17 protein-coding genes are annotated in these 22,372 nt (G+C 73.4%); 1 reads left to right on the plus strand and 16 read right to left on the minus strand.

The features are described from left to right. Positions 1 to 94: 94 nt before the first annotated feature. The 15 genes from IF30_RS0128900 to IF30_RS0128970 form a co-directional block, all read right to left on the minus strand. Positions 95 to 3,142, minus strand: a complete 3,048-nt coding sequence (locus tag IF30_RS0128900) for a helix-turn-helix transcriptional regulator (RefSeq protein WP_234322879.1) — start codon at positions 3,140 to 3,142, stop codon at positions 95 to 97. A 134-nt stretch (positions 3,143 to 3,276) separates the two neighbouring features. Next, positions 3,277 to 3,435 (minus strand): hypothetical protein, encoded by a 159-nt coding sequence (locus IF30_RS48135; RefSeq protein ID WP_158835549.1) that lies wholly within the window; start codon positions 3,433 to 3,435, stop codon positions 3,277 to 3,279. Between the two features lie 274 nt (positions 3,436 to 3,709). Next, positions 3,710 to 5,221 (minus strand): Asp-tRNA(Asn)/Glu-tRNA(Gln) amidotransferase subunit GatB, encoded by a 1,512-nt coding sequence (gene gatB, locus IF30_RS0128910; RefSeq protein WP_030243915.1) that lies wholly within the window; start codon positions 5,219 to 5,221, stop codon positions 3,710 to 3,712. Between the two features lie 82 nt (positions 5,222 to 5,303). Beyond that, positions 5,304 to 5,564 (minus strand): hypothetical protein, encoded by a 261-nt coding sequence (locus IF30_RS0128915; RefSeq protein ID WP_030243916.1) that lies wholly within the window; start codon positions 5,562 to 5,564, stop codon positions 5,304 to 5,306. Next, entirely contained in the window at positions 5,561 to 7,069 is a 1,509-nt protein-coding gene (gene gatA, locus IF30_RS0128920) for an Asp-tRNA(Asn)/Glu-tRNA(Gln) amidotransferase subunit GatA (RefSeq protein WP_030243917.1), read from the minus strand. Before gatA ends, IF30_RS0128915 begins: the two co-directional genes overlap by 4 nt. A 5-nt stretch (positions 7,070 to 7,074) precedes the next feature. Next, on the minus strand, positions 7,075 to 7,371 hold the full coding sequence (gene gatC, locus IF30_RS0128925; RefSeq protein WP_030057414.1) for an Asp-tRNA(Asn)/Glu-tRNA(Gln) amidotransferase subunit GatC: 297 nt from the start codon (positions 7,369 to 7,371) through the stop codon (positions 7,075 to 7,077). Between the two features lie 278 nt (positions 7,372 to 7,649). Continuing rightward, positions 7,650 to 9,455: a bifunctional diguanylate cyclase/phosphodiesterase gene (locus IF30_RS0128930; protein WP_107054546.1), complete on the minus strand. Its 1,806-nt coding sequence runs from the start codon at positions 9,453 to 9,455 to the stop codon at positions 7,650 to 7,652. A gap of 333 nt (positions 9,456 to 9,788) precedes the next feature. Beyond that, positions 9,789 to 12,077, minus strand: coding sequence for an NAD-dependent DNA ligase LigA (gene ligA, locus IF30_RS0128935; RefSeq protein ID WP_030243919.1), 2,289 nt, complete (start codon positions 12,075 to 12,077; stop codon positions 9,789 to 9,791). A gap of 19 nt (positions 12,078 to 12,096) precedes the next feature. Continuing rightward, positions 12,097 to 13,107, minus strand: a complete 1,011-nt coding sequence (locus IF30_RS0128940; RefSeq protein WP_234322880.1) for a methionine synthase — start codon at positions 13,105 to 13,107, stop codon at positions 12,097 to 12,099. 147 nt (positions 13,108 to 13,254) lie between these two features. Then, positions 13,255 to 15,513 (minus strand): right-handed parallel beta-helix repeat-containing protein, encoded by a 2,259-nt coding sequence (locus IF30_RS45690; protein WP_078891802.1) that lies wholly within the window; start codon positions 15,511 to 15,513, stop codon positions 13,255 to 13,257. Positions 15,514 to 15,774: 261 nt separating this feature from the next. Continuing rightward, positions 15,775 to 16,464 (minus strand): SDR family oxidoreductase, encoded by a 690-nt coding sequence (locus IF30_RS0128950; RefSeq protein ID WP_030243922.1) that lies wholly within the window; start codon positions 16,462 to 16,464, stop codon positions 15,775 to 15,777. A gap of 13 nt (positions 16,465 to 16,477) precedes the next feature. Next, positions 16,478 to 17,002 carry a TIGR00730 family Rossman fold protein gene (locus IF30_RS0128955; protein WP_030243924.1) on the minus strand — a complete coding sequence of 175 codons (525 nt, stop codon included), beginning with the start codon at positions 17,000 to 17,002 and terminating at the stop codon, positions 16,478 to 16,480. A 38-nt stretch (positions 17,003 to 17,040) separates the two neighbouring features. Further along, positions 17,041 to 18,210, minus strand: coding sequence for an alpha/beta hydrolase family protein (locus IF30_RS0128960; protein ID WP_234322881.1), 1,170 nt, complete (start codon positions 18,208 to 18,210; stop codon positions 17,041 to 17,043). Between the two features lie 149 nt (positions 18,211 to 18,359). Further along, positions 18,360 to 19,496, minus strand: coding sequence for a tRNA 2-thiouridine(34) synthase MnmA (mnmA, locus tag IF30_RS0128965; protein ID WP_030243926.1), 1,137 nt, complete (start codon positions 19,494 to 19,496; stop codon positions 18,360 to 18,362). A 47-nt stretch (positions 19,497 to 19,543) separates the two neighbouring features. Then, positions 19,544 to 20,725, minus strand: coding sequence for a cysteine desulfurase family protein (locus IF30_RS0128970; protein WP_030243929.1), 1,182 nt, complete (start codon positions 20,723 to 20,725; stop codon positions 19,544 to 19,546). A 253-nt stretch (positions 20,726 to 20,978) separates the two neighbouring features. On the opposite strand from IF30_RS0128970, the gene IF30_RS0128975 reads away from it, so the two are divergent. After that, complete coding sequence (locus tag IF30_RS0128975) at positions 20,979 to 21,776, plus strand: IclR family transcriptional regulator (RefSeq protein WP_030243930.1); 798 nt, start codon at positions 20,979 to 20,981, stop codon at positions 21,774 to 21,776. On the opposite strand, the gene IF30_RS0128980 is transcribed toward IF30_RS0128975, so the two are convergent. After that, a complete protein-coding gene (locus tag IF30_RS0128980; RefSeq protein WP_030243933.1) occupies positions 21,682 to 22,341 on the minus strand; it encodes a trimeric intracellular cation channel family protein in 660 nt (219 codons plus the stop codon). The genes IF30_RS0128975 and IF30_RS0128980 overlap by 95 nt on opposite strands. Positions 22,342 to 22,372 lie beyond the last annotated feature (31 nt).

Raw genomic sequence — 22,372 nt, forward strand, 5'->3', positions numbered from 1 at the left:
GGGGCTCACGCGGCGCGCACGGGAGCACGCGACAGCGCCCCGCCGCCGGATCCGGCCCCGTCGACGGCGGTCCGGCCCGGCGGCGGGGGTGCGTTCAGCGGCCGGACAGGGCCTGATCGTCCGGGAACAGCCGCAGGCGGTGCGCCAGCGCGCCCGCCTCGCCCCGGCCGCCGACCGCGAGCTTGCCCAGGATGTTGGACACGTGCACGCTTGCGGTCTTCGGAGAGATGTACAGCTCCTCGGCGATCTGCCGGTTGGTCCAGCCGCGCGAGAGCAACCGGAGCACGTCCCGCTCACGGGGGGTGAGGTTGAAGGAGTCCCCGGCGGCAGCGGCCGGAGCGGCCGCGGCGGCCGCCCGCTCACGGGGGGCGAGGTTCAGCCCGGCCCGCTCGGCCAGGCCCGCGATCTGCGCCGCCAGCGGCCGGTCGTCCCGTACGGCCGCCAGTTCGGCCGCCTCGCGCAGCAGTTCGGCCGCGGCCTCGCGGCGCCCGGCCCGCACCTCGGCCTCGCCGGCCCGCAGCAGGGCGAGCGCCAGCGGGTACGGCAGGCCGGGCGGCCGCAGCGCCTCGATCGCCGCGGCCCACTGAGCGGGGGTGTCGGCCCCCTCGGCCCGGGCCAGTTCGGCCTCCAGCAGCCGGGCCCAGCCGTGGTGCAGCGGCGCCCGGGGCCGCAGCTCGGCGGCCGCCGCGGCGATCGCGGCCAGCGCCCCGGGGCGGCCCGCCTCGGCCTCCGGCAGGCCGCGGCTGTCCGCCTCCACCGCGGCGGCCTCGACCAGCAGCGGGTAGACGTCGGACTCGTGGCTGAGCCGGCCGTCCTCGGCGAGCGCGGCGAGCAGTTCGGCCCGGGCCTCCAGCGGCCGCCCGGCGACCGCGGCGAGCCGCACCGCGAGCCGGCTGATCGGCACGCTGTGCTGGACCTGGCCGACCCGGTTGGCCGCCCTGGCCTGCGCCAGCATGGTCGCCGCGCCGGGCAGGTCCCCCTTGAGCAGGGTGAGTTCGCCCCGCATCCGGTCCAGGAACTCGGCGTGGGTGCCGCTCAGGCTGGTCAGCTCGCTGGCGGCGAGCACCTCCTCCGCCTCCCGGACCCGCCCGAGGTCGATCAGCGCCTCGACCAGGTTGCCGGTCAGGATGGTGCCGATGTTGCGCAGCAGGCCGCTGCCGTCGGCGAACTCCAGGCCCTCGCGGGCCAGTTTCACGGCGTCCGCGGCCCGGCCCAGCCCGCGCTGCAGGCTGGCGAGGTTGTTGATGCCGCGCAGCAGCAGGTCGGGCACGCCCAGCCGGCGGGCGCGCTCGACCGCGCCGACCAGTTCGGCCAGGCCGCCCTCCGCGTCGCCCTGGACGTCGTAGCGCAGGCCGCCGAGGGTCATCCGGGCGTGCACCTCGACCGAGTGCGCGCCGACCTGCTGGGCGATCCGGATCGCCCGCTCGGCGAGTTCGAGGTGCTCGGGCCCGGGCTTCTTGAGCATCGCCGAGCCGGCGCCGAGCGCGAGCACCTCGGCCTGCACGGCGGACGGCGGCAGGTGCTCCACCAGTCGCAGCGCGTGGGCGATCTCCTCCTCGTCCCCGGAGCGGCGCAGGCTGCCCAGCATCCGGGCCCGGTTGATCCGGAACCAGGCCGCGCGCACCGGGTGCACCGTCTCGTCGACCAGCCGCAGCCCGCGCTTGGCCAGGCTCAGCCCGCGCTCGCGGTCGCCGCAGCGCCGGGCCGCGACCACCGCCTCGGCCAGCACGTCCTCCAGCTGGATCCGGTCGCAGTCCTCGTCGGCGGCCTTGTGGTCGCAGGAGCCGGGCGGGTAGGTCTCGGCCCAGTCGTACGGGCGCAGGGTGTGCGCCAGCACGTCCTCGGTGACCATGTCCCACAGCTCCAGGGCCCGCTCCAGCATGCCCAGCTGCTCGGCGAAGGCGTTGCGGCGCCGGGCGGCGCGGGCGGCGTTCAGGGCGGTCGGCAGGGCGCGGGCCGGATCGTGCGCGTGGTACCAGTAGTTGGCCAGCCGGGCGGGCAGCGCGTCGCCGGGGACGAGCTGCGGCTGCGCCTCCACGGCGAGCGCGAACTTGCGGTTGATCCGGTGCCGTTCGCCGGGCAGCAGGTCGTCCGAGACCGCCTCGCGGACCAGCGCGTGCCGGAACCGGTAGCCCTCGCCCTCGGAGTCCGGGCGCAGGATGTTGGCGCCGACGGCCGAGCGCAGCGCCTCGATCAGCGACTCCTCGTCGTCGTCCAGGACGGCGGCCAGCAGGGCGTGTTCGACGTGCGAGCCGCCCTCGGCGGCGATCCGCACCACCCGCTGGGCCTCCTCGTCCAGGCCCTCGACCCGCACCAGCAGGATGTCCCGCAGGGAGTCGGTCAGGCCGGCGCCGCAGCCGTCGTCGAAGGCGGTGGCCAGCTCCTCGACGAAGAAGGGGTTCCCCTCGGAGCGGCGGTGGATCCGGTCCACCAGCTGGCGCTCGGGGACGGCGGTGCCGAGGATGCCGGCCAGCTGGGCGGCCACCTCGCGGCGGTCGAACCGGGCGAGCTCCAACCGCTGGACGGTGCGCAGCCGGTCGAGTTCGGCGAGGAAGGGGCGCAGCGGGTGCCGGCGGTGCAGGTCGTCGCTGCGGTAGGTGGCGACCAGCAGCACCCGGGAGCTGTGCAGGGTGCGCACCAGGAAGGCGAGCAGTTCGCGGGTGGAGCGGTCGGACCAGTGCAGGTCCTCGACGGCGAGGACGAGGGTACGGTCCGTGCCGAGTCGTTCGAACAGCCTCGCGGTGTGCTCGAACAGCCGGGCCCGGCTGTACTCGTCGTTCGGTTCGCCGTCCGCCTCGCCCAACTCGGAGAGCAGCCGGGACAGATGGCCTTCGCTGCCGGCCGCGGCGGCCTCCAGTTCGGCGCCCATCGAGCGGTGCAGCCGGCGCAGCGCGGCGGCCAGCGGTGCGTACGGGAGGCCTTCGGCGCCCACCTCCAGACAGCTGCCGAGCGAGGTGACCGCTCCCCGGTCGGCGGCCCGCTGCAGGAACTCCTCCAGCAGCCGGGTCTTGCCGACGCCGGCCTCGCCGCCGATCAGGATGGCCTGGGGGCTGCCGGTGCCCGCCCGGCGCAGCGCGTCGGTCAGTTCGGTGATCTCGCTGCCACGGCCGACGAAGACGGGGCTGACCGATATCTGCTGCATGGAGGCGAGCATGCCATAACCGGTGGTGACCGGCCGAGAGGATATCTCCGCGGGCGAACGCCCGGAGGGGGAGACGCCCACTCGCAGCGTCTCCCCCTCCGGGACTCCGTCGGCACCGCCCTGGTGCCGCACCGTCAGCATTCGGTCTGGCGGACGGGCCGGCGCTGGAAGCGGGCCGCCACCGGACGGCGCTGCAGTCGGCGCGCCTCCTTGGCCTCGTGCACCAGCCGCTCGTGCTCGGCGCGGGCGGCGAGCTCGTGGGCCTGTCGCTGGAAGGTCTGGTACTCGATCATTTCGGTTCCCCCTGCGGTTCTCACTGCGTTTCGCTGTCGAGTAAGACTTTCCTCTCCCAGTGGGGGGTGGGGCATCGGGAGCGTGCCGGATCTTCCGGGGCCCGGATGCCTTAGATGGGGTGCCGGAAAAAGTTTGAGGCCCGGTCTCACCCCATTGCAGAGGTGAGACCGGGCCTTAGGCCTTACTTAGAGGGCCTTAGATGCCTTAGGAGCCTTAGGAAGACAGGCGCGGCGAAGGCTGTGCCTACGGGCTGTGCCTGCGCAGCGGCGGTGCCTACTGTCCTTCCACGCCCAGCTTCGCCAGGATCAGGTCCTTCACGCGGGCGGCGTCGGCCTGGCCGCGGGTGGCCTTCATGACCGCGCCGACCAGTGCGCCCACCGCGGCGACCTTGCCGTCGCGGATCTTGGCGGCGATCGCCTCGTTCCCGGCGATGGCCTGGTCGACGGCGGCGCCGAGCGCCGAGTCGTCCGAGACCACGGCCAGACCGCGCTTCTCGACGATCTCGTCCGGCTCGCCCTCGCCGGCCAGCACGCCTTCGATGACCTGGCGGGCCAGCTTGTCGTTCAGCTTGCCCTCGGCGACCAGCGCGGCGACCCGGGCGACCTGCGCCGGGGTGATCGGCTGCTCGCTCAGCTCGGTGCCGGTCTCGTTGGCGCGGCGGGCCAGCTCGCCCAGCCACCACTTGCGGGCCTGGTCGGCCGGGGCGCCGGCCGCGATGGTCTCCTGGATCGGCTCCACCGCACCGGCGTTGAGGACGGCCTGCATGTCCTTGTCGGTCAGGCCCCACTCGGCCTGCAGCCGGGCGCGGCGCACCCGCGGCAGCTCGGGCAGGGCGGCGCGCAGCTCCTCGACCCACTCGCGGGAGGGGGCCACCGGCACCAGGTCCGGCTCGGGGAAGTAGCGGTAGTCCTCGGCGTTGTCCTTGATCCGGCCCGAGGTGGTGGTGCCGTTGTCCTCGTGGAAGTGGCGGGTCTCCTGGACGATGGTGCCGCCGTCGCCGAGCACGGTGGCGTGCCGCTGGACCTCGAACCGGGCGGCCCGCTCCACGCTGCGCAGCGAGTTGACGTTCTTCGTCTCCGAGCGGGTGCCGAACTTCTCGGTGCCGTTCGGACGCAGCGACAGGTTGACGTCGCAGCGCATCTGGCCCTTGTCCATCCGGGCCTCGGAGACGCCCAGCGAGCGGATCACCTCGCGCAGCTCGGCGACGTACGCCTTGGCGACCTCGGGGGCGCGCTCGCCGGCACCGACGATCGGCTTGGTGACGATCTCGATCAGCGGGATGCCGGCCCGGTTGTAGTCGAGCAGCGAGTGGGTGGCGCCGTGGATGCGGCCGGTGGCGCCGCCGACGTGGCTGGACTTGCCGGTGTCCTCCTCCATGTGGGCGCGCTCGATCTCCACGCGGAAGGTCGAACCGTCCTCCAGCTGCACGTCGAGGTAGCCGTCGAAGGCGATCGGCTCGTCGTACTGCGAGGTCTGGAAGTTCTTGGGCATGTCCGGGTAGAAGTAGTTCTTCCGCGCGAACCGGCACCACTCGGCGATCTCGCAGTTCAGCGCGAGGCCGATCTTGACGGCCGACTCCACGCCGACCGCGTTGACCACCGGCAGCGAGCCCGGCAGGCCCAGGCAGGTCGGGCAGGTCTGGCTGTTCGGCTCGGCGCCCAGCTCGGTCGAGCAACCGCAGAACATCTTGGTCTTGGTACCCAGCTCGACGTGGACCTCAAGGCCCATCACCGGGTCGTACGACGCGAGAGCGTCCTCGTAGGAGACCAGGTTCATGACGCTCACAGCGTCCCTTCACTCAAAAGACTTCGGAGGTACGGGCCCGGCCGCCGCTCGCGCGGGGCCGGGCCTGGGCGCTCAGCTCAGCTCAGCCCAGCAGCACGTCGTCGGAGCCCAGCTGACGCAGCTCGCGCACCAGCAGGGCGGTGCCGGTGACCAGCGCGGCGGCGCCGACCAGGGCGTTGACCAGCTTCAGGGTGTCGTTCTCGGCGCGGGCCTTGCGGACGTCCTTGGCGATGGTGACGGCGCCGAAGGCGCTGGTGCCGATGGACAGCCACAGGCCGGGCTTCGAGTGCTTCCACCCCTTGAGCGAAGCGGACTGGGCCTTCGCCTTCTCGATCTTGCTCACAGTGCCGGTGCCTCCTCCAGCAGGGTGTGCCCCCACTTGTCGTTGAGTGCGGCCTCCACGGCGCCGCCCACGCGGTACAGGCGGTCGTCCGCCATCGCGGGTGCGATGATCTGCAGGCCGACCGGGAGATTGTCCTCCGGGGCCAGGCCGACGGGCAGCGACATGGCCGCGTTGCCCGCGAGGTTCGACGGAATCGTGCACAGGTCCGCCAGGTACATCGCCATCGGGTCGTCGGCGCGCTCGCCGATCGGGAAGGCGGTGGTCGGCGTGGTCGGCGAGACCAGCACGTCCACACCGGCGAAGGCCGCGTCGAAGTCGCGCGAGATGAGCGTGCGGACCTTCTGGGCCGAGCCGTAGTAGGCGTCGTAGTAACCCGAGGACAGCGCGTAGGTGCCCAGGATGATGCGGCGCTTGACCTCGTCGCCGAAGCCGGCCTCGCGGGTCAGCGCGGTGACCTCCTCCGCCGAGCGGCTGCCGTCGTCGCCGACCCGCAGGCCGTAGCGCATCGCGTCGAAGCGGGCCAGGTTGGAGGAGCACTCGCTGGGCGCGATCAGGTAGTACGCCGGCAGTGCCAGGGTGAACGACGGGCAGGAGACCTCGACGACCTCGGCGCCCAGCCCGCGCAGCAGCTGCACCGACTCCTCGAAGCGCTGCATCACGCCGGCCTGGTAGCCCTCGCCGGAGAACTCCTTGACCACGCCGATCCGCATGCCGCGCACGTCGCGGCGCTTCGCGGCCTCGACCACGGCCGGAACCGGGGCGTCGATCGAGGTGGAGTCCAGCGGGTCGTGTCCGGCGATCGCCTCGTGCAGCAGCGCCGCGTCCAGCACGGTGCGGGCGCACGGGCCGCCCTGGTCCAGGCTGCTGGAGAACGCCACCAGGCCGTAGCGGGACACCGAGCCGTAGGTCGGCTTGACGCCGACGGTGCCGGTGACGGCTCCGGGCTGGCGGATCGAGCCGCCGGTGTCGGTGCCGATCGCCAGCGGGGCCTCGAAGGCGGCCAGCGCGGCGGCCGAACCGCCGCCGGAGCCGCCGGGGATGCGGGTGAGGTCCCACGGGTTGCCGGTCGGGCCGTAGGCGGAGTTCTCGGTGGAGGAGCCCATCGCGAACTCGTCCATGTTGGTCTTGCCGAGGATGACCACGTCCGCGCCCTTGAGACGGGTCGTCAGCGTGGCGTCGTACGGCGGGATCCAGCCTTCGAGCATCTTGGAGCCGCAGGTGGTGGGGACGCCCTTGGTGGTGAAGACGTCCTTCAGGGCGAGCGGGACGCCGGCCAGCGGGCCCAGCTCCTCGCCCTTGGCGCGCTTGGCGTCGACGGCCTTCGCGGCCGCCAGCGCACCCTCGGTGTCGACGTGCAGGAAGGCGTTGACCTTCTTGTCGACGGCCTCGATGCGGTCCAGGTGGGCCTGCGCGACCTCGACGGCGGACACCTCGCCCTTGGCGATGGCGCCCGCGGTCTCGGCGGCGCTCCACTTGATGATGGGGGTACGGATCGGCTCGGTCATCTCGGTCAGTCCTCCCCGAGGATCTGCGGCACACGGAAACGCTGCTCCTCGGCGGCGGGGGCGCCGGACAGCGCCTGCTCCGGGGTGAGCGAGGGCCGCACCTCGTCCGCGCGCATGACGTTGGTCAGCGGCAGCGGGTGGGAGGTCGGCGGGACGTCCTGTCCGGCGACCTCGGAAACGCGGGCGACCGCGCCGATGATCACGTCGAGCTGCTCGGCGAAGTGGTCCAGTTCTTCGGGCTTCAGCTCAAGACGCGACAGCCGGGCGAGGTGGGCGACCTCCTCGCGCGTGATGCCAGGCATGCAGCGATCCTCAGGGTGAGTTCTGGTGAGGCCCGGCGGTGCCTTGCGGGCGGTGCCGGGCCCGGGCAGGAGCAGCCGGGTTCGGCGCTCCGTCCTCATGGTCTTTGGACCCATCCTATGGGGCCCGGCCCGGCCCCCGGCCAACGAGTGAGCCGAGGCGGCCGTCACCGCGGCCCGCCCGGCGTCTTCCGCCGGTCCGCTGCGGCGGTTCCCCCGGTGCCTCCCGCCGCGTTTCCCGGCACGGTCGCCCCGCGACGCGCCCGCGGCCCCCGCGCCTCCTACTGCGGCCGGGTGCGGGCCCAGTCCTGGGCGCCGGGCGCCTGGATCTCCAACTGCGCGGCCTGCACCGCCTGGACCACGGGCGGCAGCACCGGCGGCAGCACGGGCGGGATGACCGGCGGCAGGACGGGCGGGAGCGCCGGCGGGAGCGCGGGCTGGACGATCGGCTTGCCGCCCTGGACCGGCTGGAACCCGGCGTGCAGCTGGGGCGGCGCCCCCAGCCGCTCCACCGGCGGCGCGCCGGTGCGGTGCACCCGCAGCCAGGCGGTGGCCTGCTCGGCGGGCAGCGCCGCCGACACCAGCCAGCCCTGGACGGCGTCCACGCCCATGCAGTGCAGCCGCTCCCAGGTCTCGTCGTCCTCCACGCCCTCGGCGACCACGGTCAGGCCCAGCGAGTGGGCGAGCTCGACCGAGCAGCGGACCACCGCCGCGTCGTGGTCGTCGATGACCATCCGGGAGACGAAGGAGCGGTCGATCTTCAGCTCGCCGACCGGCAGGCTGCGCAGCCGCACCAGCGAGGAGTGCCCGGTGCCGAAGTCGTCCAGGGACATCCCGACGCCGTAACCGCGCAGCTCGGCGAGGGTGTCGGCGGCCCGCCGGGAGTCGTCCAGCAGCAGCCGCTCGGTGATCTCCAGCTGGAGGGCGTGGGCCGGCACCTGGTGGCGCACGAGGTGGCCGGCGACGCGCTGGGCGAAACCGGGGTTGAGCACGTCGCGCGGCGAGACGTTCACCGCGACCTGCACCTGCAGCCCCTGCTCGCGCCAGCACGCGAGCTGGCCGACGGCCGCCTCCAGGACGTAGTCGGTGAGCCGGGGCATCAGGCCGCTGGACTCGGCGAGCCCCACGAACTCGTCCGGCGAGACCTTGCCCTGCCCGGGCCGCTCCCAGCGCAGCAGCGCCTCCAGGCCGACCACCCGGCCGTCGAAGGCCACCTTCGGCTGGTAGTGCAGCTGCACCTCGCCGGTCTCCAGCGCCCGCCGCAGGTCCCCGAGCAGCCCGATCCGGTACGGGGTGTCGGCGTCCTGGGTCTCGTCGTACTGGGCGACGCCGCTGCAGCCGCGCTGGGCGTGGCCCATCGCGACGTCGGCCCGGCGCAGCAGCGACTCGGCGTCCTGGGCGTGTTGCGGGTAGACGCAGACGCCGCCGCTGGCCTCCAGGACGAGCAGGAGCCCGTCCAGCCGGATCGGGGCGGCGAGCTCGGTGATGAGGGCCTTGGCGACCCGTTCCAGGCTGTCCGGGCAGTTGATGCCGGGCAGCAGGACGGCGAACTCGTCGCCGCCCATCCGGGCCACCATCGGACGGCCGCGGCGGTAGTGCCGGGGCAGTCCGGCGAAGACGTCGTCGATGGACTCCCGGGTGGCGCTGCCGGCCGGGCCGCCGGAGCGCAGTGCCCGGTGCAGCCGGCGGGCGATGTGAACCAGTAACCGGTCACCGGCCGTATGACCGAGTGTGTCGTTGAGTGACCGGAACCGGTCGAGGTCGAGCAGGATGAGACCGACGCTGTGGCCCTGGTCGCACTCGGCGATCGCCTCCTGCGCGGCCAGCAGCAGGGCCTGACGGTTGGGCAGGTCCGTCAGGGGGTCGGTCAGTTGGTCGCGGGCGCGGTCCCGGGCGATCCGCCAGGCCGCGACCAGCACGGCCAGGGGCACCGCGAACAGCGGCAGCAGCTCGGGTTCGTACCGGTAGACCAGGACGGCCAGCGGGATGAGCGGCGCGGCTCCGGCCAGCAGCACGCCGAGCAGCAGGACCGCACCTGCCACCCCCTGCGGCGGGCGTGTGGGCGCACCGCCGGTCGTACGATCCATAAGCCCTGTCCTCCGTCGGGCCCGCCCCGTCAGGCCGCCTTACGGTGAGGCACCGTGCCGGTACCGACAGCTGCCGGGCATGGAGCGACCCCGAGGAGCCCCGGCTCAGCCGGTGCCCCCACCCCTGCTGACATTCTGTTGCGCTCCAGGGTATGCCGGGGTCCACCCGGTGGGCAGACTTTCGGACAACCGGGAACGCGTCCCCGCGCCCGGGTGCCGCGCAGTGACACAATGCCCGCTTTCACTGCACGGCACCCGGTGACGTTGCATCAGGACGATAACAACCCGGATTCGGCCACCCGCCGCTCGGGTCGGCTCCGGAGCGGCTCGGGGTCAGCCCTCGGCGGGCGCCTCCTGGGCTTCGGCGGCCTGCTCCGGCTCCGGAAGTCCCAGGTGGGCCCGGGCGGCGGCCGGTCCGCCGGCCAGCAGCGCGGCGAAGCCGGCGTCGTCCAGGACGGGCAGGCCGAGCTGAACCGCCTTGTCGTACTTGGATCCTGGGTTGTCACCGGCGACCACGAAATCGGTCTTCTTCGAAACCGAACCGGTCACCTTTGCTCCGCGCGAGGTCAGCGCCTCCTTGGCGCCGTCCCGGGTGTGGCCGGACAGCGTCCCGGTGACGACCACCGTCAGGCCCTCCAGCGGACGCTCCGCCTCCTCCTCGTCCGCGAACTCCTCGGTGAACCGGACGCCCGCGGCCCGCCACTTCTCCAGGATCCCCCGGTGCCAGTCCTCCTGGTACCACTCGACCACGGACCGGGCGATGATCGGCCCGACCCCCTCGACGGCGGCCAACTCCTCCTCGGTGGCCGAGAAGATCCGGTCCAGGTCCCGGAACTCCCGGGCCAGCTCCTGCGCCGCGACCGGCCCGACGTGCCGGATCGAGAGCCCGTTGAGGAAGCGCCAGAGCGGACGCTCCTTCACCTTCTGCAGGTTCTCCAGCAGCAGTTCGGTGTTCTTCTTCGGCTGCCCCTTGAGGTTCGCGAAGAAGAACACCTCCTTCTCCTCCCCGGTGACGTCGTCCAGCCTGGGCATGCTCGTCTTCGGATCGCGCACCAGCACCTTGATCGGCAGCAGTTGCTCCATCGTCAGCCCGAAGATGTCGCCCTCGTCCTTCACCGGCGCCTCCGTCGGCTCCAGCGGCTGGGTCAGCGCGGTGGCCGCGACGTAGCCCAGCCCCTCGACGTCCAGCGAGGAGCGCCCGCCCAGGAAGGCGATCCGCTCGCGGATCTGGGCCGGGCAGAACTGGGCGTTGGGGCAGCGCAGATCGATGTCCCCCTCCGACATCGGGCGCAGCTCGGCCCCGCACTCGTGGCAGTGCGAGGGCATCACGAACTCCCGCTCGGTGCCGTCCCGCAGGTCCTCCACCGGCCCGAGGATCTCCGGGATGACGTCACCGGCCTTGCGCAGCACGATCGTGTCGCCGAGCAGCACGCCCTTGGCCTTGACGACCTCCTGGTTGTGCAGCGTCGCGTACTGCACCATCGAGCCGGCCACCTTGACCGGCTCCGCCAGCACCGCGTACGGGGTGGCCCGGCCGGTGCGGCCGATGCCGACCTTGATCTCCGCCAGCTTGCCGGTGACCTCCTCCGGCGGGTACTTCCAGGCGATCGCCCAGCGCGGGGACTTGGAGGTGGCGCCGAGCCGGCCCTGCAGGGCGATCTCGTCCACCTTGACCACGACGCCGTCGATCTCGTGCTCGACCGAGTGCCGCTGCTCGCCGAAGTGGCGGATGAACTCCCGCACCTCGTCGAGCGTCCCGACCACCCGGTTGTGCCTGGCGGTGGGCAGGCCCCAGTCGTGCAGCAGCCGGTAGGCGTGCGACTGGTTGTCGATGTCGAAGCCGACCCGGGCGCCGATGCCGTGCACCACCATGTGCAGCGGACGGGAGGCGGTGATGTGCGGGTCCTTCTGGCGCAGCGAACCGGCGGCGGCGTTGCGGGGGTTCATGAACAGCCGGATCATCGCCCGGGGCCGCTTGCCCTCCTTCGCGCGCTCCTCGTTCTCCAGGCGGCGGCGTTCGTTCTCCGCCACGAACGAGGCGTTGAGCGCCTCGAAGGCCTCGGTCGGGAAGTAGACCTCGCCCCGGATCTCCACCAGTTCGGGGAGGTCGTCGCCCTTGAGGCGGTGCGGGATCTCCTTGATGGTGCGGACGTTGGCGGTGATGTCCTCGCCGACCCGGCCGTCGCCGCGTGTCGCCGCCTGCACCAACTGACCGTTCTCGTACGTGAGGTTGACGGCCAGGCCGTCCACCTTGAGCTCGCACAGGTAGTGGTAGTCGATGCCGTGCAGTTCGGTGGCGACGCGCTCGGCCCAGGCCGCCAACTCCGCGTCGTCCATGGCGTTGTCGAGGCTGAGCAGCCGCTCGCGGTGCTCGACCTCGGCGAACAGCCCGGTCGGGGCGCCGCCGACCTTCTGCGTCGGCGAGTCCGGGGTGGCCAGGGCCGGGTGCTCGGCCTCCAGCGCCTCGAGTTCGCGCATCAGGGCGTCGAACTCGGAGTCGCTGATGACCGGCGCGTCCTGCTCGTAGTACCGGGCGCGGTGGTCGGTGATCTCCTGCGCCAGCTCGGCGTGCCGCCGACGCACCTCCGCCGGGACGTCCTCCCAGCCCTCGACAGCCGTCACCGCAAGCCCTCCTACGTTCTCATTCCGGGTTGTCCACCAGGCTCCGCGCCGCCCGTGCCGCGAGCGACAGCGCCTTGCGGGCGTACGCCGGGGAGACCCCGGCCAGCCCGCAGGTCGGCGTCACCAGCACGCGACGGCCCAGCAGCTCCGGGGCGAACCCGAGCCTGCGCCACAAGGTCCTGACACCCTGGACACTACCGGCCGGGTCGGACACTGCCTGGTCAGTGGCGGGGACGACACCGGCGAGGATCGCCGTGCCCCCTTCGACCGCCTCGCCGAGGTCGTCGTCCGAGCGCTCGGTCAGCAGCGAGAAGTCCAGCGAGATCCCGGCCACCCCGGCGCGGCGCAGCAGCGGGATCGGGACGTCCGGCGCGCAGCTGTGCACGACCACCGGCGCGTCCAGGCTCCCGATCACGCCGCGCAGCACCTCTTCGGCGACCTGCCGGTCCACGGCGCGCAGCCGCTGGAAGCCGCTGGCGGTCTTCACCGAGCCGGTCAGCACGGCGGACAGCGAGGGCTCGTCCAGTTGGAGGACGACGTCGGCGCCCGGGACGCGCTTGCGGACGTCGGCGAGGTGGCGTCGCAGCCCCTCGGTGAGCGAGCCGGCGATGTCCCGGCAGGCGCCGGGGTCGGAGAGCGCCTTCTCGCCGTGCTTCAGCTCGATGCTGCCCGCCAGCGTCCACGGGCCGACGGCCTGGACCTTGAGGGCGCCCCGGTAGCCCTGGGTGAACTCCTCCAGCGCGTCCAGGTCCTCGCCGAGCCACGAGTGGGCGCGCCGGGTGTCCCGGCCGGGGCGGTCGGTGAACCGCCAGCCGCTGGGCTCGGTCTGGGCGAACAGCTCGACCAGGAAGCCGGCCCCGCGCCCGATCATGTCGGCGCCCGGCCCGCGCGCGGGCAGTTCGGGCAGGAACGGCAGGTGCTCAAGGGCTCCGGTGGAGGTCTTGGCGGCCTCCCGGGCGTCGGTACCGGGCAGCGAGCCGACGCCGGTGGCGGCGCCGCGCAGGTCGGGGAAGGGATGTGGGGTGCTCACCCGCCCGAGCCTACTCACGACGACGGCCCCGGTGCCGAGCGCGGGGGCTCGGCACCGGGGCCGGTCGTGCGGGACGGGCTCGGGGCGTCCTGACCGGGGCGCCCCGGTCAGGACGCCCCGGTCAGGACGCCTGGTCAGTACGCCTGGTCAGTACGCCTGGTAGCCGAACTCGTCGACCACGAGGTGCACGGGGGCGCCGCTCGCGTTGTAGAACGAGACCATGCCGTCCTTGACCGGGACGACCACCTGGTTGGGGATGGTCTCGCCGGGCAGGAAGTTGAGGTTCGACGCGTCGGGCGCCGCGTCACCGTGCGGGTAGACGGTGAGGTGGCCCTCGGCGCCCGGCTCGGTGACGGTCACGTTCAGGGTCACCGCGGCGACGTTGGGGATGTCGCCGACCGGGACGTCCACCGTGCCCCACGCCGGGACGGTGCCCGCGGGGCGCGGTCCGGCCTCCCAGTAGGTGTCCTGGCGCGTGTCGAGGATCCGGTACGGCCCGGCCGGGCGGTAGCTGACCTTGCCCTCGGTGGCGTAGTAGCCGGCGAGGTCGGCGATCAGGTGCACGGTGCCGCCGGAGGCGTTGTAGAACGACACCTTGCCGTCCTTGACCGGGACGGTCACCAGGTTCGGGATCGTCCGCCCGGCGGTCCAGTTGAGGTTGGAGGCGTCCGGCGCCTTGTCGCCGTGCGGGTAGACGGTCAGGTGGCCGTCGGCCTGCGGCTCGGTCACCGTCACGTTCATCGTCACGGCCGTCACCCCGGTCGCCGGGACACCGGCCTTGCCGGCCACCGGCAGGTCGACGGTGCCGTACGCCGGAACCGCCTGCGCCGCCGGCACGCCGATCGGCTGCCGGGTGTCCAGCAGACGCGTCGGGCCCTGGGCGTGGAACAGCGAGCCCTTCGGGCTGTAGTAGCCCTCCAGGTCGGCGATCAGGTGCACGGTGCCGGCGGAGGCGTTGTAGAACGACACCTTGCCGTCCTTGACCGGGACGGTCACCAGGTTCGGGATCGTCCGTCCGGCCGGCCAGTTGAGGTTGGAGGCGTCCGGCGCCGCGTCGCCGTGCGGGTAGACGGTCAGGTGGCCGTCGGCCTGCGGCTCGGTCACCGTCACGTTCATCGTCACGGCCGTCACCCCGGAGCCCGGGACACCGGCCACACCGGTCACCGGCAGGTCGACGGTGCCGTACGCCGGAACCGCCTGCGCCACCGGCACGCCGATCGGCTGCCGGGTGTCCAGCAGACGCGTCGGACCGGCCGGGGTGAACGCGCTGCCCACGTCCAGGGACTCGTAGGCACCGCGGTCGCGGATGCCGCTGCCCGTACCGGTGTTGACCACCGTCACGTCGTCCACCGGGGCCCAGCCGCCGCGGTCGGTCGCCAGCATGCCCGGGGCCGACTCGTCCGCCGAGTCGATCCGGTGGTCGACGGGGGCGTCCGGGCCCTTCGGCACGTACGTCAGGGCGACGAAGTCGTGCGCGCCCTGGCCGGTGTTCGCGGTGAGCTGCGCCTGGGTGGTGAGGGCCGCGCCGGCCCAGTCGTAGGCCGCACCGCCGCTGCGCGGGTCGATCAGGTTGTAGTCGACCTTGGTGCCCGCGGTGGCGTTCGCACCGACGCTGATCCCGGTGGCGCCGGCGGGGCTGTCGCAGGCCGCGTTCTGGTTCTTCGCGGTGTTCACCACGTTGTTCTCGACCACCGCGCCGGTCGAGGTGCCGTCCAGCACGATCCCGGCGAAGCAGGGCGAGCTGATGCTGTTGGCCACGACGACGGTGTTCGGGGCGTCCTTGACCAGGATGCCCGTCATGTTGTCGGCGCTGTTGGGCTGGACCATGTTGGTGGTCAGGACCGTCCCGGTGGAGCCGCCGTCGACCTGCAGGAGCGGGCCGGGCGCGTAGCTGAAGGAGCCGCGGGCCCACGTCACCTTGTCGGAGGCGCCGGTGATCCGGACCCCGCCGCCCGAGGCCGCGATGTTGGTGAACGAGACGTCGTGCCCGCCGTCGACCACGACGGCCGGCCGCTGGTTGCCCGCGAGCGCGAGGTTCTCGAACCTGAGGTGGTCGGCGCCCTTGACCACGATGGCGCTGTCCGGGTAGTTCGGCGCGCCGCCGTTGAGCCAGGCGGCACCGCCCGGCGAGTTCGGCTGGGACTGGCTGCGGAAGGTGATCGGGGCGTCGGCGGTGCCGGAGCGGGTGACGGTCACCGCGGTGTCGTTGTAGGCGCCGGCCGCGATCTCGACGGTCTGCCCCGGCTGGACGACCGCCGCGGCAGCCGCGACGTGGCAGAACGGCGCCGACTGGGCGCCGGTACCGCTGTCGGTGCAGTTGGCACTCGCGGCGTTGTTGACGTAGAGCGTGCTGCCGGCTGCGGCCGCGCTGCCCGCGCTGACGGCCGGCAGACCGACCGTTCCCACGAGCAGGGCGCCGACGGTCAGCGCCGTACGAGTTCTGGAAATGGAAGTCCCCCTGGGCACTGTGAAGCGCGATGGCGCTTTCCTACTCCCCCGTGTCCGAATCCGATCGGCCGGAGGGCGGAGCGGATCATCGCACAGCCATGGGGACGGCGCCAACGGGGATTCCCGGGGCGGTCGGACCGTGCGCGAACGGCCCCGCAGCCGAGCGCGGGGGCTCGGCTGCGGGGCCGCTTCCACGGGCGCCCGGGGTCTGCTGCGCCGCTACCGCCCGGGGCGGACGGTGATGTCGGTGATCTCCGCGTCCCGGGAGGCGTCCAGCGCGGCGAGGACCGCCTTGGCGACGGACTCGGGCTCGATCCAGCGGTCGGCGTCGTACTCCTTGCCCTCCTGCTGGTGCACCTTGGCCTGCATCGCCGTGGCGGTGCGGCCGGGGTAGACGGAGGTGACCCGGACACCGCCCGGGTGCTCCTCCTGGCGCAGCGCGTCGGCGAGCGCCTTGAGGCCGTGCTTGCTCGCCGCGTACGCCGACCACTCGGCGTGGGCGTTGAGGCCGGCGCCGGAGTTGACGAACACCACGTGGCCCTTGGCCTGGCGCAGGGACGGCAGCATCAGACGGGTCAGCTCGGCGGGGGCGACCAGGTTGACGTTCAGCGTCTCCTGCCAGGCCTTCACCGGCAGGTCGCCGACCGTGCCCAGCTCGACCACGCCCGCGACGTGGAGGAGCGAGTCCAGCGTGACGGGAAGCGCCTGGTGCCCGAACGCCCAGGAGAGCTTCGCCGGGTCGCCGAGGTCCCCGACGAGGGTGCGCGCCCCGGGGAAGCGCTCGCGCAGTTCGGCGGCGCGCCGGGCGTCACGGGCCAGCAGCCAGAGCTCGTCGCCGCGTTCGGCGAGGCGTTCGGTCAGGACGGCGCCGATGCCGGAGCCCGCGCCGGTGATCAGATGTGCAGCCATGGCCCCGATCCTCTCAGGCCTTGAGCTGCGCAAACACCTCGGCGGGCGTGTCGGCGAAGGTGACCAGGTCGGCGAGCGGCCGGGGCAGGAAGCCCTCGGCGTCCATCCGCTCCAGCTGGGTGCGCAGGCCCGTGTAGAAGCCCTCGGTGTCCAGGACGACCACCGGCTTCTCGAACATCCCGTGCTTCTTCAGCTCCAGCACCTCGGTGAACTCGTCCATCGTGCCCATTCCGCCGACCAGGACGACGATCGCGTCCGCCCGGGACACCAGCTCCGCCTTCCGCTCGGCCAGGTCCCGGGCGACGACCAGCTCGTCGGCGCCGACGTACCCCTTGTGCCGCAGCATCTCGACCAGGATGCCGACCAGCTTGCCGCCCGCCGCCTTCACCCCGTCGGCGAGCAGGCCCATCAGCCCGGCGTCCGAACCGCCCCACACCAGGGTGTGGCCGCCCTCCCCGAGGAGCCGCGCGAACTCGGCGGCGGGGGCGGAGTAGCGGTCGTCGAGCGAGTACGCGGAGCAGAAGACGCAGATGTTCATAGTGCTCACTGGTCTATCACGGCGGAGGCGCCCAGCGGTCACGGCTGTTGGAGGAGCACCTCCGGGTTCGCCGCCGACGGGCCGTCGAGCAGCGGCTGGTGGATCCCCTTCAGGGTCCGGTCGAGGAAGGCGCCGACGTACTCCCGGGTCAGCTGCATCCCGCGCTCCGGTGAGGTGGTCGACCCCGGGGGGAGCGGCAGGCCGGCCTCGGCGGCCAGGACCGGGACGTCCGTGAAGCTTGCGTGGTTGGTGCCCGCGACGGCGAGCCAGGGCTTGTAGCCGGCCCAGCCCGCCCACGTCCGCCCCCAGGACGTGTCCCCGCCGCCGGCGGTGTGGTCGCTCTGCTTCCCGAGCAGGAGGAACGAGCGCCCGTCGAGCCTGTCCGCCGGCACCGGCGGGTAGAACGTCCCGTCCATGTTCACCCCGGCCAGGATCCGCTGGTCCTCGGCCATCGCGGTCAGTGCCGACGCGCCGCCGATCGAGTGCCCGGCCATGCCGATGCGGTCGCGGTCGATCAGGTGCGCCGGCTGCCAGGCCGGGTGCGGCCCGGTCAGCCGGTCCAGGACGAACGACACGTCCTTCGCCCGGCTGTCGGGGAGCGTGTCCGGTGCGCCGCCCTCGCACAGCGCGCAGCCCGGGGTGCTGCCGTCGGCGAGCGTCTCGCCGGAGTCCTCGTGGGTGTGGCCGACCAGGGCCACGACGTAGCCGCGGCCGGCGAGGTCGGTCGCCAGGCCGGTGAGGGTGGCGCGGGGGTTCTCGAAGCCGGGTGAGAGGACCACCAGCGGGAACTTCCCGTTCACGGCCTTCGCACCGGTGTAGGCGTGGGTCCCGGTGGCCGCGAGGTCCTGCGGCCGGATCCCGGCGCCCGCCGGTACCCGCGTCGCCACGAAGCCCTGCGCCTCGCCGAGGGTCATGTAGGGGGCCGGCGCGCCGGTGTCGTGCCGGGCGGGGTAGAACATCGTCACCGCCAGCTCCCGGGGCCCGGCCGCGGGGACCCAGGGGTCGGTGCGGCTCCGGTCGGTCAGGTGCAGCACTTCCTCGCCCGCCGCGTAACGGCCGGTCGGGCGGGGCAGTTCGCCGTGGAAGGCGGCAGGGGTCGAGGCACGGGTGGCGGCGGTCGCAGCCCCCGCCACCGGAACGGGCAGGGCGAGGACGAGGGCTGCGACGGCCGCGATGCGGCGGGACCGGTTCATGGCCTTGGGGTTCATGGCCATGACGTTAGGTTCGGGGCCGGGGCCGCCGCGTCAGCCGGATTGATGCAGTGTCCGCCGGTGGTCATCCGGGAGGATCAGCGGCGTCATCCCCGGGGATGACCGCCCTGCCGCGGGCCCGGTCGCCGTCAACGCCGCCGGGGCGCTCAGGCGTTGACGGCCGGGCGCTCCGTCGTCGCGATGGTGGCGGAGCCGACGACGCGGGTGCCGTCGTAGAGGACGACCGCCTGGCCGGGGGCGATGCCGCGCACCGGGGTGTCGAGCCGGACGTGCAGTTCGCCGTCGGCCACCGATGCGGAGACCGGTACCTCCTCGCCGTGCGCCCGGAGTTGGGCGGTGTAGCGGCCGTCCGCCAACGGCTCGGTGCCGCACCAGCGGGGGCGGATGGCGGTGAGGGCGGTGACGTCGAGGCCTTCGACGGGGCCGACGGTCACGGTGTTGTCGACCGGGGAGATGTCGAGCACGTAGCGCGGCTTGCCGTCGGCGGCCGGGCGGCCGATGCGCAGGCCCTTGCGCTGGCCGATGGTGAAGCCGTACGCGCCGTCGTGTTCGCCGAGCTTGGTGCCGTCGGCGTCGAGGATGTCACCGGTGGCGGTGCCGAGGTGCCGGGCGAGGAAGCCCTGGGTGTCGCCGTCGGCGATGAAGCAGATGTCGTGGCTGTCGGGCTTCTTCGCCACGGCGAGGCCCCGGCGCTCGGCCTCCGCCCGGATCTCCTCCTTGGTGGTGTCGCCGAGCGGGAAGAGGGAGTGGGCGAGCTGGTCGGCGTCGAGCACGCCCAGCACGTAGGACTGGTCCTTGGCCCCGTCGACCGCCCGGTGCAGTTCGCGGGAGCCGTCGGGCAGGTCGACGATGCGGGCGTAGTGGCCGGTGCAGACGGCGTCGAAGCCGAGCGCGACGGCCTTGTCCAGCAGCGCGGCGAACTTGATCTTCTCGTTGCAGCGCAGGCACGGGTTCGGGGTCCGCCCGGCGGCGTACTCGGCGACGAAGTCGTCGATGACGTCCTCGCGGAAGCGCTCGGCGAGGTCCCACACGTAGAACGGGATGCCGATCACGTCGGCCGCGCGCCGGGCGTCCCGGGAGTCCTCGATGGTGCAGCAGCCGCGCGCACCCGTCCGGAAGGACTGCGGGTTGGCGGACAGCGCCAGGTGGACGCCGGTCACCTCGTGCCCCGCCTCGACGGCGCGGGCGGCGGCGACGGCGGAGTCGACGCCGCCGGACATCGCCGCGAGCACGCGCAGGCGGCCGGTGGACGCAGTGGTGGGGGCACCCGGGAAGTCAGTCATGGTGACTACAAGAGTACGGGGCCACCGGACATGCCCGGCTCGGAGAACTACCGCCGCACCGACGCGGGCCCGGCGTTGCGCGCCCGCTGGACGACGGGGCCGATGGCGTCGGTGAGCGCCGTGACGTCCTCCCGCACCGACGTGTGCCCGAGCGAGAACCGCAGCGAGGCGCGGGCGAGCAGCGGGTCGACGCCCATCGCGAGCAGGACGTGGCTGGGCTGCGGCACGCCGGCCGTGCAGGCCGAGCCCGTCGAGCACTCGATGCCGGCCGCGTCCAGCAGCATCAGCAACGCGTCGCCCTCGCAGCCGGGGAAGGAGAAGTGGGCGTTGGCCGGCAGTCGGCCCTCGGCCGCCGGGTCACCGTTGAGGACGGCGCCCGGGACGGTGTCGAGGACGCCGGCCACCAGTTCGTCCCGCAGGGCGCCGAGCGCCACCGCGTGTTCGGCCCGGTGTGCCACGGCCCACGACGCGGCGGCGGCGAACCCGGCGGCGCCGGGGGCGTCCAGGGTGCCGGAGCGCACGTCGCGTTCCTGACCGCCGCCGTGCAGCAGCGGGACGGGCGTGGCGCCCCGGGAGAGCAGCAGGGCGCCGATGCCGAACGGGCCGCCGATCTTGTGCCCGGTCACGGTGAGCGCGGTGAGCCCGGATTCGGCGAAGGAGACCGGGACCTGGCCGAGCGCCTGCACCGCGTCGGCGTGCATCGGGATGCCGTACTCGGCCGCCACCGCGGCGAGTTCGCGCACCGGCTGGATCGTGCCGACCTCGTTGTTGGCCCACATCACGGTGACCAGCGCCACGGAGGCCGGATCGCGTTCGATCGACGAGCGCAGCGCCTCCGGGTGCACCCGGCCGTACCCGTCGACCGGCAGGTACTCGACCTTGGCGTCCTCGTGCTCGGAGAGCCAGTGCACGGCGTCGAGCACCGCGTGGTGCTCGACGGGGCTGCACAGCACCCGGGTGCGGGCCGGGTCGGCGTCCCGGCGGGCCCAGTACAGGCCCTTGACCGCCAGGTTGTCGGACTCGGTGCCGCCGCCGGTGAGCACGATCTCGCTCGGGCGGGCACCCAGTGACTCGGCCAGCGATTCGCGGGCTTCCTCGACCACCCGGCGGGCGCGGCGACCGGCCGCGTGCAGGGACGAGGCGTTGCCGACCACCCCCAGGTGGGCCGTCATCGCGGCGATCGCCTCGGGCAGCATCGGCGTGGTCGCCGCATGGTCCAGGTATGGCATAACCCTCCGATTGTAGAGGGCCGCGCCGTGCGGCTCTCCAGGGCTGCGCACCGTTCCGGCCATCGCGCGTGCGGGCCGCCGGCGAAGGGCCCCGTCGGACGCACCGCCGGGCACCGCCGGGCACCGCGCGACGGTCCCCGGTCCGCCGGTGCGCACCGGGACCGGACGGCCGCGTTCGGCACTGGTTTGTACCACTGTGCCCCCCAGCGGTTAGCCTGACGGACACTTCTCCAGCCTGATCCACGGGGGCGTCATGTCGCAGTCGGTCGACCGCGCGCTGAGTCTGCTCGACGCGCTCGGCGACGCGCCGCTCTCCCTGGAGCAGGCCGCGAGCACCCTCGGGGTGCACAAGTCCACCGCGCTGCGGCTGCTGCGCACCCTGGAGGAGCACGGCTTCGCCCGCCGCCAGCCCGACCTGCGCTACCGGGTCGGCGGCCGGGTGCTCTCGCTGGCGCACCGCGCACTGGAGGACTTCGACGTCCGGCAGGTCGCCGCGCCGTACCTGGCCGCGCTCAACGCCCGCTGCGGCTTCACCGTCCGGCTCGCCGTGCTGCACGAGGGCGAGGTGCTCTACCTGGACGAGGTGGCCGGGCGCCGGGCGGCCGGGCCGCCCCGGATCGGGCGCCGGGCCCCGGTGACGGGCACGGCGGTGGGGCGGGTGCTGCTGGCCGGGCTGCCCGTGGACGGGCCGGACGCGCAGGGGCCGGCCACGGGCGGGCCGGGTGAGGGGGCCGAGTTGGCGGCGGTGCGCCGCCGGGGCTGGGCGGCCGAGTCGTCCGAGCACGGTGAGCCGGTGACCTGCGTGGCCGCGCCGGTCGCGGGCAGCGGCGGGCGGACGGTCGCGGCCTGCGCGGTGAGCGCCCCGGCCGGCGAGGTGGCGCCGGGCGAACTGGCCCGGATGGTGCCGGAGCTGCTGTGCACGGCCGAGGCGATCTCGCTCGCGTACGGCGGCTCGCCTACTCCTCGCTGGTGCGAGAACCGTTGCGGTGCCAGGCCCGCGGGGCGCGCCAGCCGTACTTCAGGGCGAGCATCCGCAGCCCGAAGGCGGTGAGCGCGGCGGCGGTGCCGGTCAGGCCGGTGAGCCGGTCCACGCCGATCAGCAGCGCGACGAGCGCGGCGCCGACGAGCGCCGGGACGGCGTAGATCTCCCGGTCCCAGCGCAGCAGCGAGGGGATCTCCCCGGCCAGTACGTCGCGGATCACACCGCCGCCGGCCGCGGTGACCATGCCGAGCGCGATGGCCGCGACCGCGCCGAGCCCGTAGTCGTGCGCCTTGGCGGTGCCGGTGACGCAGAACAGTCCGAGGCCGAGGGCGTCCAGGGTCTGCACCGCCCGGTTGATCCGCTCGACCTCCGGGTGCAGGAAGAACACCACCAGCGCGGCGGCGAGCGGGGTCACGAAGTAGCCGAGGTTGGTGAAGGCGGCGACCGGGGTCGCCCCGATCACGAGGTCGCGCATCACCCCGCCGCCCAGCGCGGTGACTTCGGCCAGCACGCAGATCCCGAAGATGTCCATGTTCTTGCGGACGGCGAGCAGGCCCCCGGAGAGGGCGAAGACGAAGATGCCGACGAGGTCCAGCGACTGCTGCACGTCGGACGGGAAGATCTGCGAGGTCACCGTCCATGTGTACCCGATGCGTTCGTATGTC

Origin of the sequence: Streptomyces sp. NRRL S-350 (assembly GCF_000719705.1) — a bacterium.
GTDB lineage: Bacteria > Actinomycetota > Actinomycetes > Streptomycetales > Streptomycetaceae > Kitasatospora.